This is a genomic window from Streptomyces davaonensis JCM 4913 (assembly GCF_000349325.1).
Lineage (GTDB): Bacteria > Actinomycetota > Actinomycetes > Streptomycetales > Streptomycetaceae > Streptomyces > Streptomyces davaonensis.
On record NC_020504.1, the window covers coordinates 6,204,374 to 6,220,639 of the forward strand.

General features: G+C 70.7%; 13 protein-coding genes. 9 read left to right on the forward strand and 4 right to left on the reverse strand.

Features of this window, described 5'->3' with window-relative positions:
• Positions 1 to 92 precede the first annotated feature (92 nt).
• Entirely contained in the window at positions 93 to 1,499 is a 1,407-nt protein-coding gene (locus BN159_RS27535; protein WP_015660284.1) for an APC family permease, read from the forward strand.
• Here BN159_RS27535 and BN159_RS27540 read toward each other — a convergent pair.
• Positions 1,496 to 2,878 (reverse strand): condensation domain-containing protein, encoded by a 1,383-nt coding sequence (locus BN159_RS27540; RefSeq protein WP_015660285.1) that lies wholly within the window; start codon positions 2,876 to 2,878, stop codon positions 1,496 to 1,498. The genes BN159_RS27535 and BN159_RS27540 overlap by 4 nt on opposite strands.
• Positions 2,879 to 3,099: 221 nt before the next feature.
• Here BN159_RS27540 and BN159_RS27545 point away from each other — a divergent pair, with 221 nt between their 5' ends.
• The 4 genes from BN159_RS27545 (at position 3,100) to BN159_RS27560 (ending at position 10,306) form a co-directional block, all read left to right on the forward strand.
• Positions 3,100 to 5,736 carry a CocE/NonD family hydrolase gene (locus BN159_RS27545; RefSeq protein WP_015660286.1) on the forward strand — a complete coding sequence of 879 codons (2,637 nt, stop codon included), beginning with the start codon at positions 3,100 to 3,102 and terminating at the stop codon, positions 5,734 to 5,736.
• A complete protein-coding gene (locus BN159_RS27550) occupies positions 5,733 to 6,587 on the forward strand; it encodes an ABC transporter permease (RefSeq protein ID WP_015660287.1) in 855 nt (284 codons plus the stop codon). The genes BN159_RS27545 and BN159_RS27550 overlap by 4 nt, the downstream gene beginning before the upstream one ends.
• Positions 6,588 to 6,734: 147 nt before the next feature.
• Entirely contained in the window at positions 6,735 to 8,273 is a 1,539-nt protein-coding gene (locus BN159_RS27555) for a vWA domain-containing protein (protein ID WP_015660288.1), read from the forward strand.
• A gap of 113 nt (positions 8,274 to 8,386) precedes the next feature.
• On the forward strand, positions 8,387 to 10,306 hold the full coding sequence (locus BN159_RS27560) for an AMP-dependent synthetase/ligase (protein ID WP_015660289.1): 1,920 nt from the start codon (positions 8,387 to 8,389) through the stop codon (positions 10,304 to 10,306).
• A 67-nt stretch (positions 10,307 to 10,373) separates the two neighbouring features.
• Here BN159_RS27560 and BN159_RS27565 read toward each other — a convergent pair whose 3' ends face one another.
• Together BN159_RS27565 and BN159_RS27570 are read right to left on the reverse strand one after the other, a co-directional pair.
• The gene (locus BN159_RS27565; protein ID WP_015660290.1) at positions 10,374 to 10,784 is read right to left on the reverse strand and encodes a rodlin; all 411 of its coding nucleotides are present in this window, start codon (positions 10,782 to 10,784) and stop codon (positions 10,374 to 10,376) included.
• Positions 10,785 to 11,021: 237 nt separating this feature from the next.
• The gene (locus BN159_RS27570) at positions 11,022 to 11,423 is read right to left on the reverse strand and encodes a rodlin (protein WP_015660292.1); all 402 of its coding nucleotides are present in this window, start codon (positions 11,421 to 11,423) and stop codon (positions 11,022 to 11,024) included.
• A 251-nt stretch (positions 11,424 to 11,674) separates the two neighbouring features.
• Here BN159_RS27570 and BN159_RS27575 point away from each other — a divergent pair, with 251 nt between their 5' ends.
• The 3 genes from BN159_RS27575 to BN159_RS27585 all read left to right on the forward strand — a co-directional run bounded on the left by BN159_RS27575 (position 11,675) and on the right by BN159_RS27585 (position 13,593).
• Positions 11,675 to 12,091 (forward strand): rodlin, encoded by a 417-nt coding sequence (locus BN159_RS27575; RefSeq protein WP_015660293.1) that lies wholly within the window; start codon positions 11,675 to 11,677, stop codon positions 12,089 to 12,091.
• A gap of 273 nt (positions 12,092 to 12,364) precedes the next feature.
• On the forward strand, positions 12,365 to 12,592 hold the full coding sequence (locus tag BN159_RS27580; protein WP_015660294.1) for a chaplin: 228 nt from the start codon (positions 12,365 to 12,367) through the stop codon (positions 12,590 to 12,592).
• Positions 12,593 to 12,723: 131 nt separating this feature from the next.
• Positions 12,724 to 13,593 carry a chaplin gene (locus BN159_RS27585; protein WP_015660295.1) on the forward strand — a complete coding sequence of 290 codons (870 nt, stop codon included), beginning with the start codon at positions 12,724 to 12,726 and terminating at the stop codon, positions 13,591 to 13,593.
• Between the two features lie 91 nt (positions 13,594 to 13,684).
• On the opposite strand, the gene BN159_RS27590 is transcribed toward BN159_RS27585, so the two are convergent.
• Positions 13,685 to 14,950 (reverse strand): carboxylate--amine ligase, encoded by a 1,266-nt coding sequence (locus BN159_RS27590; protein WP_015660296.1) that lies wholly within the window; start codon positions 14,948 to 14,950, stop codon positions 13,685 to 13,687.
• 125 nt (positions 14,951 to 15,075) lie between these two features.
• Between BN159_RS27590 and BN159_RS27595 the strand changes: the two genes are divergently transcribed.
• Complete coding sequence (locus BN159_RS27595; protein ID WP_015660297.1) at positions 15,076 to 16,260, forward strand: glycoside hydrolase family 26 protein; 1,185 nt, start codon at positions 15,076 to 15,078, stop codon at positions 16,258 to 16,260.
• The last annotated feature ends 6 nt before the right edge of the window (positions 16,261 to 16,266 follow it).

Consider the following 16,266-nt stretch of genomic DNA (forward strand, 5'->3'; position numbering starts at 1 on the left):
ACGGATTTCGTAGCCAGGAAGCCATTGACGCATCGGTTTTCGTCGGTGTTCCATTCCGAACCACTGCCGCACGAGTCGATCGGAACCGCCGCATGACCGACACGCTGGAGAAGTCTCCCGTCACCGATGACGCATCGGTCACAGGTTCGGTTCCGACACCGGAACTGAAGCGATCCATCGGCGTCGTCGGCGGCACGCTGCTCACGCTCTCCTGCGTGACCCCGGCCTCCACCCTCTTCGTGGTGGTCCCCGACCTGTTCGGCTCGCTCGGCACCGCCACCGCCCTCACCATCGCGATCGGCTCCCTGCTCTGTATCGCCGTGGCGTTCTGCTACTCCGAGCTCGGCACCCTGATCCCCAGCGCGGGCGGCGAGTACGCGATGGTCACCACGCTGGCCGGACGCCTCGCGGGCTGGCTCGTCTTCGTCCTCTCCCTCCTCGTCGTGATGATCGTGCCGCCCGTGATCGCGATGGGCACCGCCGACTATCTCGCCCCGATCGTCGACCTCGACCCAGCGATGGCGGGCGCCGGAGTGATGCTGCTGGCCACCCTCGCCGGCCTTCTCGACCTGCGCGCCAACGCCTGGATCACCGGTGTCTTCCTGGTCCTGGAGGTCATCGCGGCGGCCGTCGTCGCGGTCCTCGGCTTCGCCCACGCCGAGCGCGGCCCGGACAGCCTGGTCTCGCTCCAGGTCGCGGGCGCGGACGGCGGCCCGGACACCGTGACGGCCATGCTGATCGTCTCCGGTCTCGCCATCGCCCTCTTCGTCACCCAGGGCTTCTCCACCGCCGTCTACCTCTCCGAGGAACTGGAGAACCCGCGCAGGAACGTCGCCCGTACGGTGCTGGCCACCCTCGGCATCTCCGCGGTGATCATCCTGGTCCCGGTCATCGGCATCACCCTCGGCGCCTCCGACCTCGCCGAACTGACCGGCGGCGACATCGGCTCCATGGTCACCGCCTGGTCCAGCTCGGCGGTCGGCACCTTCGTCAGCCTCTGCGTGGCCCTCGCGATCATCAACGCGGGCATCGTCATGGTCATCCAGAACTCCCGCGTCCTGTTCGCCTCCGCCCGCGACAAGGCCTGGCCCCAGCCGGTGAACACGGTCTTCGCCAAGCTCGGCCGCTTCGGCTCCCCGTGGGTCGCGACCCTGGCGGTGGGCATCCCCGGCGCGGCCCTGTGCTTCGTCGACCTGGACACCCTCTACGGCGTGACCGGCGTCTCGGTGACCGGCATGTACCTCCTGGTGGCGGTGGCCGCCCTCCTCTCCCGCCGAGGCGCCCACCGCCACACCTCCGCCTGGCGCATGCCCCTGTGGCCCGCGATGCCGGTCCTGCTGATCGTGGTCCTGGCCTACATCCTGACCCAGCAGGAGACGGAGTACCTGCTGTGGACGGGCGGCATCACGGCGGCGGCCACGCTGTACTGGGCGCTGTACCTGCGCCCGAGGCGGGACACCCGCTGGCTGGTGTCACTCCCGTCGGACGAAGCTCCCTAGCCCCGAACCCCCGCGATCAAGTCACGCAACCGCTCCACATACAGCGACATGTTCTTGTAGGCGACATCCGTGTCCGGGTACCGGCCGGCGAACCACAACCCCTCGTGCAGCCGGTTCACCCACACACAGACCTGATCCCCGTACGACACCCTGATCAGCCCGTACGCCGACAGCTCGGCCCAGTCGGCCGCACCGGGAATCCCCCGAGCGTCGAGGTAGGAAACGATCGAGTACAGATCGGGCGAGGTGGGCCGGAAGTCCGCCCCCAACAACGCCAGCACCCGAGCCAACGGCATCCGCGCCAGCGGCCGCGCGCCGTGCAGCTGCTCGCGCACGCTCCTCAGCGCGCCCGCGAAGTCCGGCACCGGCACCAGCGGCACCTCGATCGGCGCACCCCCGACGTACCACCCCACGGACTCCGACCACCGCGACTTCACCCGCGTATGGAAGGGCACGACCGTGCGATAGACGGACTGCCCGCCGATCTCCCGCACGATCAGCGCGGTCGCCGCAAGCAAGCCGACCAGGCTGCCGCCGTAGGGACGGCAGTACGCCTCGAACGCGGCGGCGTCCTCCGCGTTCACGAGGGGCTCGCTCATCAGCTTCTGCTCGGGCAGCGGTCCCCCGGGCTCCAACCCGAGATCCACCGGAAACCCCGGCAGCCGCCCGTCGCAGCGCCCGATGAACTCCCGCCAGCGCCCGACGATCTCGTGCCCCGCGTCGATCCGGTCCGCGTCCGCCCGCTCGATCTCGCAGAAGTCGATGTAACTGCTCACCGGCGGCTGCTCCACGGCCCGGCCCGCGACCCCCGCCGCGTAGAGCTCGTGGATCTCGGCGGGGATGCGGTGGATGGAGTAGGCGTCCACATTGCTGTGGTCGAAGGCCATGTACACGCTGGCGCCGTCGTCCCGCACGACCGCCGCGTAGATCAGGTTCGGCCAGCGCAGCGCGTCCGCGGCCACGTCGAAACGGTTCTGGAGGTGCCGCACCAGCTCGCCCGCGTCGTCGAAGTCGCCGACGACCTCACGGTGCAGGGACACCTCCCGCGTGCCGAGCGTGAACCGGCGCAGCTCGTCCCCGTCCGGCCGGAAGCCGCTGCGCAGCGTCTCGTGCCGCAGGGTCCAGTCGCGCAGGGCGTCCTGGAGGGCGTCGAGGTCGACCCGGCCCGGGATGTCGAAGGCGGTGCCCAGCCAGGTCGGGACGAACAGACCGTCCTCGCGCACGGTCCGGGCGGTCTTGATGTGCGACTCCTGGATGTACGCCGGTGGCCGTGCGTCGTCCGGCAGCAGCGCGGCTCTCGCGACGGTCGCCGGACTGAGCGTCCACTCGACGAGCTGTCCGGGCCGGACCTCGCAGCGCTGAATGTCGGTGATGCGCACAGGGCGTCTCCGTTCGCGTGGGGGGACCTTCAAGGGTCTGCCGCCCAGGGGGACGGGACGTGCGGTTTCGCCCGGCTTCAGTTGATCGGGTGGCCCCTCGAACAGCGGTCCTCGTACCACGGGCGCGGTATGCCGAGCGGCCTCCGTACGCCCCTGGTAGGTCCCCCGGTTCGGTCTGCGGTCGATAACTCTCCGACAGGTTCACCCCGTACCGTTGAAGCATGGATCTTCGACTGCGAGGGCCGTTCCGGCGGCCCCGGCGTCTGCTGGCCGCCGGGGCCGCCGTCGTCGTGCTCGCCGGCGCCGGCACCTGGACGGCGGTCGCCTCCGACGACGGGCCCGCGGTACGGCGCGCGGACCGGGTGATGTCGGTCAACGGCGTGCGGCTGGACACCTCGTACTTCACCGCGGCCGGGGACGAGCGCCGCCCCGCCGTCCTGCTCGGCCACGGCTTCGGCGGCAGCAAGGACGATGTGCGCGAGCAGGCCGAGGAGCTGGCCGCCGACGGGTACGCGGTGCTGACCTGGTCCGCCCGCGGCTTCGGCAGGTCCACCGGCGAGGTCGGCCTCAACGACCCGAAGGCCGAGGTCGCCGACGTCTCCGAACTGATCGACTGGCTGGCGAAGCAGCCGCAGGTCCGGCTCGACAAGTCCGGCGACCCGCGCGTCGGCATGGCGGGCGCCTCCTACGGCGGCGCGATCAGCCTCCTCGGCGCCGGGTACGACGACCGCGTCGACGCCATCGCCCCGGCGGTGACGTACTGGAACCTCGCCGACGCCCTCTTCCCGAACGGCGTCTTCAAGAAGCTCTGGGCCGGGATCTTCGTCAACACAGCGGGCGGCTGCGACCGGTTCGAGACCACGCTGTGCCGGATGTACGACCGGGTCGCCGAGTCCGGCACCCCGGACGCCGAGGCGCGCGAGCTGCTGGAGCAGCGCTCGCCGTCCGCCGTCGCCGACCGCATCAAGGTCCCCACGCTGCTGGTGCAGGGACAGACCGACTCCCTCTTCCCGCTCGGCCAGGCCGACGCCGCCGCGAAGGCGATCCGGGCCAACGGCGCCCCCGTCGACGTCGACTGGATCGCGGGCGGCCATGACGGCGGCGACATGGAGGCCGACCGGGTCCGGGCGCGCGTCCGGGGCTGGTTCGACCGGTACCTGAAGGGCGACAAGGCCGCCGACACCGGCCCCGCCTTCCGCGTCACCCGCACCGGCGGCGTCGACTCCACCGACGGCCAGGCCCTGTTGCGGGGCGCGAGCGGGGACAGCTATCCGGGTCTGGAGAGCGGGCAGCGGGCCGTCGCCCTGACCGGCCGCGAACAGAGCTTCGCCAACCCGGCCGGCGCCAACCCGCCCGCCGTCTCCGCCCTGCCAGGACTCGGCGGCGGCGGAGGCCTCGCCCAGCTCTCCTCCCTCGGCCTCGGCGTCTCCCTCGACTTCCCCGGCCAGTACGCCCGCTTCGACTCGGCCCCCGTCAAGGACGACCTGCGCATCACCGGCTCCCCGACGGTCACCGTCCACGTGAAGTCCACCAGCGAGGACGCCGTCCTCTTCGCCAAGGTGTACGACGTAGGCGCCGACGGCACCCAGCAGGTACTGCCCTCACAGCTCGTCACGCCCCTGCGCGTCGAGGACGCGAAGTCCGGCAAGGACGTGACGGTCACGCTCCCCGCCGTCGACCACGAGACCGACAAGGGCCACCGCCTGCGCCTGGTCCTCGCCTCCACGGACCTCGGCTACGCCTCCCCGGCCGCCCCGGCGACGTACACGGTCTCCCTGAAGAGCGAGCTGAACGTGCCCACGGCCCCCGGCGTGAGCACCGCCGCCGCCCCGCTGCCCGCGTGGGTCTGGTGGCTGCCGATCGCCGGTGTCCTGGTCGCCGCGGCCCTGCTGCTGACCGCCCGCCGCCGCACGGCCGCCCCCGCACCCGACCCGGAGCTGGCCGAAGTCCCGCTCCAGATCACCGAGTTGAGCAAGAAGTACGCGGGCGGCGACCGCTACAGCGTCCGCGACCTCTCCTTCCGCGTGGAGAAGGGCCAGGTCCTCGGGCTGCTCGGCCCGAACGGCGCGGGCAAGACGACGACCCTGCGCATGCTGATGGGCCTGATCCGCCCGGACGGCGGCGAGATCCGCGTCTTCGGCCACGCCATCCGCCCCGGCGCCCCGGTCCTCTCCCGCGTCGGCGCCTTCGTCGAGGGTGCGGGCTTCCTGCCGCATCTGTCCGGCCGGGAGAACCTGGAGCTGTACTGGGCCGCCACCGGCCGCCCCGCCGAGGACGCCCACCTGGACGAGGCCCTGGAGATCGCCGGTCTCGGCGACGCCCTGGCCCGCGCGGTACGCACCTACTCCCAGGGCATGCGCCAGCGCCTGGCCATCGCCCAGGCCATGCTCGGCCTGCCGGACCTGCTGATCCTCGACGAGCCGACCAACGGCCTGGACCCGCCGCAGATCCGCGAGATGCGCGAGGTGATGATCCGGTACGCGGCCGCCGGACGCACGGTGATCGTCTCCAGCCATCTGCTGGCGGAGGTCGAGCAGACCTGCACCCACCTCGTGGTCATGGACCGCGGCCGGCTCGTCCAGGCGGGCCCGGTCGGCGAGATCGTCGGCTCCGGCGACACCCTGCTGGTCGGCACGCCCGTACCCGTCGAGGAGCCGGTCGCCGAGAAGGTCGCCGCCCTGCCGGGCATCGCCTCCGCGGTACGGACCGACGACGGACTCCTCGTCCGCCTCGACGCCGACGGCAGCGCACAACGCCTGGTCGCCGAACTCGTACGGCTGGAAGTGCCCGTTCAGTCCGTCGGCCCGCACCGCCGCCTGGAGGACGCCTTCCTCACCCTGATCGGAGGTTCCGCATGAGCACGCTCACCGAGGTCGCCTCCGGCTACCAGGCAGGCCGCACCCTGCCGCTGCGCGTCGAACTGGTCCGCCAGCTCAAGCGCCGCCGCACCCTGGTGATGGGCGCGATCCTGGCCGCGCTGCCCTTCGTCCTGCTGATCGCCTTCGCCATCGGCGGCGAGCCCGACGGCGGCGGCGACCGCATCACGCTGATGGACACGGCCACCGCCTCCGGCGCCAACTTCGCCGCCGTGAACCTGTTCGTCTCCGCGGGCTTCCTGCTGGTCATCCCCGTCGCCCTGTTCTGCGGGGACACGGTCGCCGCGGAGGCCGGCTGGTCCTCCCTGCGCTATCTGCTCGCGGCGCCGGTGCCCCGGGCCCGGCTGCTGTGGTCCAAGCTCGTGGTCGGGCTCGGTCTCAGCCTCGCCGCGATGATCCTGCTGCCGGTGGTCGCGCTGGCCGTCGGTACGGCGGCCTACGGCTGGGGCCCGCTGGAGATCCCCACGGGCGGTTCGCTCGAACCGGGCACGGCCGCCCAGCGCCTGCTGGTCGTGGTGGCGTACATCTTCGTCTCCCAACTGGTCACCGCGGGACTGGCGTTCTGGCTGTCGACGAAGACCGACGCCCCGCTCGGCGCGGTCGGCGGCGCGGTGGGCCTGACCATCGTCGGCAACGTCCTCGACGCCGTGACCGCCCTCGGTGACTGGCGCCACTTCCTGCCCGCGCACTGGCAGTTCGCCTGGGCGGACGCCGTACAGCCCACTCCCGAGTGGTCCGGCATGATCCAGGGCGTCGCCGTCTCGGTAACGTACGCCGTCGTCCTGTTCGCGCTGGCCTTCCGCGGTTTCGCGCGCAAGGACGTGGTGTCGTAGGTCAACGGAAGATCACCTACCGGTCTCGACGGCCCTCCGCCGTGCCCACTTCGAGACCCACCCGCAACACTTTGTATCGCACGTTCCGCCCCCTTGCCCCGTCACAGTCACAGAAGTCGACGTCAACGGACCAAGGGGGAACGGAAGATGGAACGACGACGGTGGCGCGGAGCGATCCTCGCACTGACAGCGGCGGGCCTGCTGCTCACGGGCTGCGGCGGCGGCAGCGACGACCACGGCGCCAAGGAGACCGTGGACCGGAGCGGAGGCGACTACCTCCCGGCCCCGGCCCCGGCCCCCGAGAGCGGCCAGTACGGCGGTGAGACCGACGAGCAGGCCGACGGCACCTCCCGAGACGTCGCCCCGTCCCCGGACCACCTCTCCACCTTCGCCCTCGACGTCGACACCGCCTCCTACGGCTACGCCCGCCGCACCCTCGCCGCGGGCAGCCTCCCCGACCCGTCGACGGTCCGCCCCGAGGAGTTCGTCAACAGCTTCCGCCAGGACTACGACCGCCCCGACGGCGACGGTTTCTCGGTGACCGTGGACGGTGCGCGCACCGACAGCGAGGACTGGTCGCTGCTCCGCGTCGGCCTCGCCACCCGGGGCGCCGAGGACGAGGGCGAACGCCCGCCCGCGGCCCTGACGTTCGTCATCGACATCTCCGGCTCGATGAGCGAGGAGGGCCGCCTCGACCTGGCCCAGGAATCCCTCGGCGTCATGACGGACCGACTGCGCGAGGACGACTCGGTCGCGATCGTGACCTTCAGCGACGAGGCGGAGACGGTCCTGCCGATGACGCGGGTGGGCGGCAACCGCGACGAGATCCACGACGCGATCGACAGCATGGAACCGACCTACTCCACCAACCTCGCCGCGGGCGTGGAGCGCGGCTACGCCACGGCGACCGAAGGCGTGAGGGAAGGCGCGACCAACCGCGTCGTCCTGATCTCCGACGCCCTCGCCAACACCGGTGACACCGACGCCGACTCCATCCTCGAACGCATCGAGGGCGCCCGGAAGGAGTACGGCATCACCCTCTTCGGTGTGGGCGTCGGCAGCGAGTACGGCGACGCCCTGATGGAACGCCTCGCGGACAAGGGCGACGGCCACACGGTCTACGTCTCCGGCGAGGCGGAGGCCAACAAGGTCTTCAGCGAACAACTCCCGCGCAACATCGACCTGACGGCACGGGACGCCAAGGCCCAGGTGTCCTTCGACCCGGAGAACGTCGAGGAGTTCCGCCTGATCGGCTACGACAACCGCCAGGTGGATGACGAGGACTTCCGCGACGACTCGGTCGACGGCGGCGAGACCGGCCCGGGGCACACGGTGACCGCCCTGTACGCCGTCCGTACGGCGCCCGGTGCGCGGGGCCATCTCGCCACGGCGACCGTCCGCTGGCTGGACCCCAAGTCCCGTACCCCGCACGAGAAATCGGCCCAGCTGGAGTCCGGCACGGTGGCCGACACCCTCTGGAGCACCAACCCGCGCTTCCAGGTGACGGCGGTGGCCGCCTACTTCGCCGACGCCCTGCGCCACGGACACCAGGAGTGGTCCTCCGTGCCCGGCGCTCCGAGCCTGGACGAACTCGGCGAGCGGGCCGATGAGTTGGCGAAGCGCACAGAGGACGACGAGGTGCGTGAACTGGGTGAGGCGATCAACCAGGCGGACCGCATGATGTAACCGTGGATCTCCCGGTCGTACCCATTGACCTCAGGCTACGCGTGAGTAAGTTGACCCTTCAGTAAGCAGAAACCCCGCAAGTCCGAGCCGCAGAGTCGCGACCGGGAGCTGTCATGGGCGTACGCAAGGACCTGAAGCGCGCGAAGCAACGTACGGACCTTCTGACCCGCACCGAAGTCGAGGTCACCAGGGGCGAGGACGGCACGGTCCGCGAGGCCCGTGTCCCGTCCCTCGCCCCTCCCCGCCCCACCGGCACCCCGGCCGACATCCCCTTCACCAATGCCGCCGAGGCTCCGGAGGCGGTGGTCCTGCGCCGCAAGGTCGACGGCACCTGGCAGCCCGTCACGGCCACCGCCTTCGCCCGGGAAGTCGCCGCCATCGCCAGGGGCCTGATCGCCGCGGGCCTGGAGCCAGGCGGCCGGGTCGCGGTCATGTCCCGCACCCGCTACGAGTGGACCCTCCTGGACTTCGCGATCTGGGCCGCCGGCGGCCAGTCCGTGCCGATCTACCCCACCTCCTCCGCGGAGCAGGTGGAGTGGATCGTCCGCGACTCCGGCGCCGGCCACGTCGTCACCGAGACCGCGGACAACTCCGCCACGGTGACGACCGGCACCGCGGACCACCAAGTCCCCCCGCGCATCTGGGAACTGGACGCCGGCGCCCTCACCGACCTCACCATCCTCGGCCGGGACGTCCCCGACGAGGAGATCACCAAGCGCCGTACGACGCTCACCCCCGACACCATCGCCACGGTCTGCTACACCTCCGGCACCACCGGCCGCCCCAAGGGCTGCGTGATCACCCACGCCAACCTGTACGCCGAGGCCGCCAACACCGTGGAACTGATGCTGCCGGTGTTCCGCGAGGTCACCCGCCAGATTCCCTCCACCCTGCTGTTCCTCCCGCTCGCTCACATCCTCGGCCGCAGCCTTCAGATCTCCTGTCTGATGGCCCGCATCGAGGTCGGCCACTGCCCGAGCGTGAAACCCGACGAACTCCGCCCGGCGCTCAAGGAGTTCCGCCCGACCTTCATCGTCGGCGTCCCGTATCTCTTCGAGAAGATCCATGACACCGGCCGCGCCACCGCCGAGAAGATGGGCCGCGCCGCCTCCTTCGACCGCGCCGACCGCATCGCCGTCCGCTTCGGCGAGGCGTATCTGAACCGCTTCCTCGGCACGGGCAAGGGCCCCGGCCCCGGCCTGTACGCCGCCTGGGCCCTGTACGACCTGCTGGTCTTCCGCCGCATCCGCAAGGAGCTCGGCGGCCGCATGCGCTACGCGATCAGCGGCGGCTCCCCGCTCGACCGCAACCTCAACCTGTTCTTCTACGCAGCCGGAATCATCATCTACGAGGGCTACGGCCTGACCGAGACCACCGCCGCCGCCACCATCGTCGCGCCCCTCAAACCCCGCCCCGGCACGGTCGGCCCCCCGGTCCCCGGCACGGCGGTCCGCATCGCCGACGACGGAGAGGTCCTCATCAGGGGCGGCATCGTCTTCTCCTCGTACTGGAACAACCCGGCCGCCACCGACGCCGTACTGGGAGGCGACTGGTTCGCCACGGGCGACCTGGGCTCCTTCGACGAGGAGGGCTACCTCACCATCACCGGCCGCAAGAAGGACCTCATCGTCACCTCCGGCGGCAAGAACGTCTCCCCGGCGGTCCTGGAGGACCGGCTGCGCAGCCGCGCTCCCGTCGGCCAGTGCATCGTCGTCGGCGACAACCGCCCCTTCGTCGGCGCCCTGATCACCCTCGACCCCGAGGCGATCGCCCACTGGCTGTCGGTCCGCAAACTTCCCGCGGACACCCCGCTGTCCGAACTCGTCCGCGACCAGCGCATCCGCGCCGACGTCCAAAGGGCCGTCGACTACGCCAACGAGGCCGTCTCCCGCGCCGAGTCGATCCGCGCCTTCACCCTGGTCGAGGGCGAGTTCAGCGAGGAGAACGGCATGCTGACCCCGTCCCTGAAGGTCAAACGGCACACGGTGATCCGTGCCTATGCGGAGGAGATCGAGGCCCTCTACCGCGGCTGAGGCGGCTGAGGCACAACAAAGCGGGCCACCGGGAAACCCCGATGGCCCGCCGTTACGCGGTGGAGGCTCAGCCGTTGCCCGCGCCGTTGCCCGACAGGGCCGAGATGTCGTCCAGGATGTGCGACAGCGGCTCGTCGCCCTTGGCCTGGGTCGAGTTCTCGACGCACTGCTGGTTCTGCGGCGCCGACAGGATCGGCACGTCCTGGAGGACACCGACGGCCACGATGCCGAGCAGACCCTGGGCGTTGAGCTTCGCCGGCAGGCCGATGCAGGGCTTGTTCAGCGAACCCTGGACCAGCGAGAGCTGCGGGCTCATGTCACCGAACGTGGCCGAGTTGCCGAACTCCTGCTTGGCGCCGTTACCGCTGGCGGACGTGGTGCCGTTGTCGTCGCCGATCGCGAGCGCCGGCGCCGCGGTGGCCGCCGAGACACCGGCGACGGAGGCGGCGATAGCCGCGGTTGCCCACAGCTTCTTCATGTTCGTTCCCTTCGAAAAGCGGACTCCGGGGGAGGAGCTGCATGATCGTCAACGCCCTGACCCCCAGGAGGGTTGCGGGCTTTGCCCCGATTGGCCCAGCGCGCACGCCCCGCTCCGAGCGCCCTCGCGAGCACGCCTGCGCGCTCCCGCGCGACGTGACCGAGAGTGAACGCACAACAGCGGGCCGCCGGTGATCCGGCGGCCCGCTGGCGGGGGCTCAGAGTGGAGCCTGGTGTCTCAGTGGTTGTCGAGGCCGTTGCCGGCGAGGACAGAGATGTCGTCCAGGATGTGCGACAGCGGCTCGTCGCCCTTGGCCTGGGTGGAGTTCTCGACGCACTGCTGGTTCTGCGGCGCCGACAGGATCGGCACGTCCTGGAGGACACCGACCGCGGCGAGACCGAGGAGCCCCTGGAGGTTCGCCTTCGCCGGCAGACCGATGCAGGGCTTGTTGAACGAGCCCTGGATGAGCGCCATCTGGGGGCTCATGTTGCCGTACGTGGCGGAGTTGCCGTACGACTGCATGGCGCCGTTGCCGCTGGCGGACTTGGTGCCGTCGTCGTTGCCGATGGCCATGGCCGGCGAGGCGGCCCCGACGACGGAGGCGGCGACCGCGGCGGTAGCCAGAACCTTCTTGATCACTTGCTAGTCCCTTCTGGAGAAACCCCGTCCACCGGAGCGCTCTGGACAACTGCCCCGGGCTCGCTTGGTTGCTGCCATTCACTCCGATGGCCCACATCGGCATTCCGTTAATTCCGCGCACTGAACGGCCCGAACGGGTGAAGCGGCGAAACCAATCCCGGCGCACCGGGTTGATGCGAGGGCAGGAACCTGCGCCTCGCCTCAGGGTGTGTCCGGACCCACGGCGCTCCTGCCCAGGAAAGGAAAAGCGAATGTTCAAGAAGGCAATGGCCGCCGCCGCGGTCACCGCGTCCGTCGTCGGAGCGTCGGCCGCGGCCGCCCCCCAGGCGCTTGCCATCGGTGATGACAGTGGCACCACCTCCGCCAGCGGCAACCACGCCGAGTCCAAGTTCGGCAACTCGGTGACCAAGGGCGACATGAGCCCGCAGGCCAGCCTGGTCCAGGGCTCGGTCAACAAGCTCTGCGCGGGTGTGCCGGTGAAGGCGAACCTCCAGTCCATCCTCGGCATCATCGCCGCCGTCGGCGTGGCCCAGGACGTGCCGATCCTGTCCGCCCCGCAGAACCAGCAGTGCGCCGACAACTCGACCCAGGCCAAGGGCGACGAGCCGCTGTCGCACATCCTCAGCGACATCTCGGCGCTGTCCGGCAACGGTCTCGGCAACGGCTGACGATTTCTCACTGATCAAAAAGAACCGCCCGGCGATCCTTTTCCCCAGGGATCACCGGGCGGTTTCTCATGCCCGCGGCGAGATGCGCATGTGGTTCTTCCGTGTCAATTCTGTGAAGGCGAACGAGTGAAATAAGCGGCGACTCGCGTTCCGTAGTTTCTTCGTCTGTCTATCCCTCGTTCTACAGCCTGCCGGTCATGGTGCGAGCCGTTCCTGTTGTGCTCGCTCGGCTTCGGCCGACAAAGGGGCATGACCGCAGAGAAGGGATAGTTCATGAAGAAGAGCGTTGCTGTTGTCGCGGGTGCCGTCCTGGCCCTGGGCATGGCCTCGCCGGCGATGGCCGACTCGGGTGCGGGCGCTGTCGCCGAGCACTCCCCGGGTGTCCTGTCGGGCAACGTCGTCCAGGTCCCGATCCACATCCCGATCAACGTCTGCGGCAACACCGTGAACATCATCGCGCTGCTGAACCCGACGTTCGGCAACACCTGCGTCAACGACTGACGACTTACAGCACCAGCCGCTCGGCTTGTGTCAGGGCCGGCCTTGGACACCTTCTCCCCGTTCCGAGGCCGGCTTTTCCCACTTCTACCAGCAGGAAGACAACGAGATTGCGACAGACCCTGAGCAGGGGAATGGTCGCGGCCGCGGCCGCGACAAGCATTCTGTCCCTGTGCGGCGCTCCCGCCCTCGCCGACACGAGCGCGAACGGGACCGCGACGGATTCGCCCGGTGTGCTGTCCGGCAACGATGTGTCGGCGCCGGTCGACGTCCCGGTCAACGTCTGCGGCAACACCGTCGACGCGGCCTCCGCGCTCAACCCGGCCTTCGGCAACGACTGTGCCAACGTCGGGGATTCGGACCGCCATGGCGGCTCCGAGGACGGCTGGAAGGACGGCTCCGGGAGCGGTTCTGACAGCGGCCCCGGTGGCGGCTACAGCGACGGCTTCGACGACGGCCACGCGTCCGACTTCGACCACGGCTCCGGAAGTTCGGCGTCCGGGACGAGCGAGGGCTCGCCCGGTGTCGGGTCCGGGAACGCGGCGCAGGCTCCGGTCGACGTTCCGGTCAACGCCTGCGGCAACACCGTCGATGTGGTCGGCGCGTTGAACCCCGTGTTCGGCAACGACTGCGGTCACGAGGACGAGCCGGAGGGCGGCTACGGCGACACCCCGCCGACGAAGCCCCCGACGAAGCCGCCCACAAAGCCGCCGACGCAGCCGCCGACCAAGCCGCCGACGACGCACCCGCCGACCACGCCTCCTACTACGCCTCCCACGACGAAGCCGCCGACGCCGCCCACCAAGCCGCCGACGACGACGCCGCCCACGAAGCCGCCGACGACGACGCCGCCGACGAAGCCGCCGGGGCACCACGGGCCGCCGCCCGAGATGGCCGACACCGGTGCCGGGGAGGCCACCCTGGCCGCGGCCGGCGCCAGCGCCGCGCTGATCGTGGCCGGGGCAGTGCTGTACCGACGAGGCAGAGCCGCGTCCCGTCGGTGAATCGAGCGAAGGTGCCGGACGTCCACAGCGTCCGGCACCTTCGCCGTTTCCGGAGCGGCCCGAGCGGTGTGGCTCGGGCACGGGCCCTGCGTCAGCGGCTGTTCGCCTTCTCGTCGTCGGTCACCCGCGGGGGCGCCTGGCGGATCACGCGGGCGTCGGCCGGGGCGGTGGAGCGGCTGCGCAGGTGGCGCAGGCGGGTCAGGATGCGGCGGGAGGCGTGGCGGGTCCACAGGGCCCACATGGCCCAGCCGGGGAGGCGGTCGTCTCTGGCGTACCAGGCCGACTCACGGCCCGCTCGGACCGGGCGCAGTGCGGTCAGGGGGGCGTAGTTCTCCACCACGAACAGCCGGCCGGGCCGCTCGGCCCCCGTCGGCAGGGGGCGGTGGGTCAGGTCCAGGTGCAGGGCCCGTACGACGTCCAGGTCCGCGGTGTCCGTGAAGAGGCGGAACTGGGCGCCTGGGCGGGGGTTGAAGTCGAGCAGGTGGTACTGGCCCGTTGTGACGCAGCGGCGGAAGTCGAGGTCGAGGATGCCTCGGTAGCCGAGGCCGGAGACCAGGTGTTCGGCCAGGGTCCGTACCTGGGGGTTGGGGGTCCAGCGGCCCGCCGCCGTGAGGCCCGCGCCCCGGGGCCAGGACAGGTGTTTCACTCCGGGGCCGCCCGCGCGGAGGGTGCCCGTGCGGTCGGCGTAACCGTGGAAGAACCAGTCCAGGTCGGGGCCGGGGGGCAGATAGGCCTGGAGGAGCAGGCGGCTGCCCGCCTCCGTCGAGCGGGCGTACAACTCCTTTGCCTCCTGGGCCGAGCGGATCACCGTCGTGCTCCGCAGTCCGCTGCCGGGCGGCAGCAGCCAGGGGCGGCTCCACTTCGCCACCACCGGCAGGCCAAGGCGCCAGGCCGCCGCGGCGGCCTCGGCCGCGCTCGCCGGGACGACCGTCCGGGGGTGCGGTACGGCCGCCGCCCCGCACAGGGCGGCCAGTTCGGCCTTGTCGGCCACCCGCTCCGGCAGTGAAGCGGGCTGCTGGGGCAGCAGATAGGCGGGGGACAGCTCCTTGCGCAGCCGGTTCACCGCGACCGCGCCCGCGTCGTCCATCGGGATCAGCACGGCCGGCCGGTCGATCCGGGCGGCCACCCGGCGCAGCACCACCGCGACATCGGCCGCGGCGGCGCCCGGGGGTGGCGGCGGGTGGAGTTGCGTGAGGAAACGGGAGGCGCGTACGGGGGACGCCGTGCAGTCGGCGACCACATGCACGGATACGCCGGCCCGGCCCAGCGAGCGCACGGCGCCCAGTGTTCCGTGGTGAAAGGGATTCCGGTCGATCCGCAGAAGTACGGCGGGGACCCGGGTGTCGAACAGCGACACGGATTCAATTCCTTCGGTCGGGCGAGCGGGGCACTCGAAAGCCGTAACGGCGGTGGCGTAATGCCTGTTCATATGACTGAGTGTCAGTAATGGGTAATCCCGCGAGTGTGGAGAAAGGAGCAGGCATGGCCCCACAGCAGCGACCGACCCGGTCCCGCCGTCGGCTGGCGTGTGTCGCGGCGACGGTCGTCGCGTCCGCCGCCCTGGCGTCCGGTCCTGGATTCGCCGCGGGCGCGGGGGCGGCACGGGCCGCCGATCCGCCCGCTCCGGCACCCGCGGTCGTGACGGCGGACGAGGACGTCCCCGCCTTCGGTGCCTACCTCGACTACGGCTCCCGGGGCGTCGCCCGGATCGACGAGCTCAGCCAGTGGCTGGGCGGCGCGCAGCTGCGTGTCGGCCACACCTATCTGCCGGGCGACCGGTGGAGCAATATCGAGGGCGCCCCCGACTTCCTGGAGACCTGGGCGAACTGGCGACGGGAGCGGGCGGACCGGATGTTCGTCCTCAACGTCCCCATGCTGGAGCGCAACGAGGAGCGGGTCTCCGACGCCCAGGTCCGGCTGCTGCTGCGGCAGGGCGCGGCCGGTGTCTTCGATCACCATTTCCGCCGCCTGGCCCAGCGCCTGGTGGAGCTGAAGGTGCCGGACACGGTGATCGTGCCGGGCTGGGAGATGAACGGCATCACGTACACCCATCGCTGCGGCCCCGACCCGGAGGCCTGGAAGAAGTACTGGAACAGGATCGTCACCACCATGCGTTCGGTGCCGGGCGCGGAATTCCGGTTCGACTTCACCCCGACCCGGGGCCGGGACGCCATTCCCTGGACGCAGTGCTATCCGGGGGACGACACGGTCGACATCATCGGAATGGACTCGTACGACCAGCCGCGTGGAATGTCGTTCGACGAACAGGTGAAAGAGCCCTACGGACTTCAGGAACACGTGGACTTCGCCAAAGCGCACGGCAAGCCCATTTCCTATCCCGAATGGGGGCTCTTCCGCAATGGTGACAACGCCGAATACATGCGGCGGATGCTCGCCTGGATGGATGAGCACAAGCCGCTGTACAACACGCTGACCGACTACTGCCCGCACGGCGTGTGGCAGTGCGAGGACAACCCCGAGTCGAGCGAGGTCTACCGCTCGGTGCTGTTCGGCCGTACCGGCGAGCCGGAGCCCTCGCCCACCCCGACGCCGGTGGAACCCACCACGCCGCCGAACTGCTCCCCGCTGGACCTCGGTGATTGGGTGGAGTACTGGCTCGGCGGAAAGCTGTGCCTGCGTTTCGACTGGTACTCGCGCAACCGGTGAGCCCCT

Coding starts and splice junctions, on each gene's coding strand:
- BN159_RS27545 (WP_015660286.1), top strand. CDS start 3,100: ATGGATCTTCGACTGCGAGGGCCGTTCCGGCGGCCCCGGCGTCTGCTG.
- BN159_RS27560 (WP_015660289.1), top strand. CDS start 8,387: ATGGGCGTACGCAAGGACCTGAAGCGCGCGAAGCAACGTACGGACCTT.
- BN159_RS27550 (WP_015660287.1), top strand. CDS start 5,733: ATGAGCACGCTCACCGAGGTCGCCTCCGGCTACCAGGCAGGCCGCACC.
- BN159_RS27535 (WP_015660284.1), top strand. CDS start 93: ATGACCGACACGCTGGAGAAGTCTCCCGTCACCGATGACGCATCGGTC.
- BN159_RS27565 (WP_015660290.1), bottom strand. CDS start 10,784: ATGAAGAAGCTGTGGGCAACCGCGGCTATCGCCGCCTCCGTCGCCGGT.
- BN159_RS27575 (WP_015660293.1), top strand. CDS start 11,675: ATGTTCAAGAAGGCAATGGCCGCCGCCGCGGTCACCGCGTCCGTCGTC.
- BN159_RS27580 (WP_015660294.1), top strand. CDS start 12,365: ATGAAGAAGAGCGTTGCTGTTGTCGCGGGTGCCGTCCTGGCCCTGGGC.
- BN159_RS27585 (WP_015660295.1), top strand. CDS start 12,724: ATGGTCGCGGCCGCGGCCGCGACAAGCATTCTGTCCCTGTGCGGCGCT.
- BN159_RS27595 (WP_015660297.1), top strand. CDS start 15,076: ATGGCCCCACAGCAGCGACCGACCCGGTCCCGCCGTCGGCTGGCGTGT.
- BN159_RS27555 (WP_015660288.1), top strand. CDS start 6,735: ATGGAACGACGACGGTGGCGCGGAGCGATCCTCGCACTGACAGCGGCG.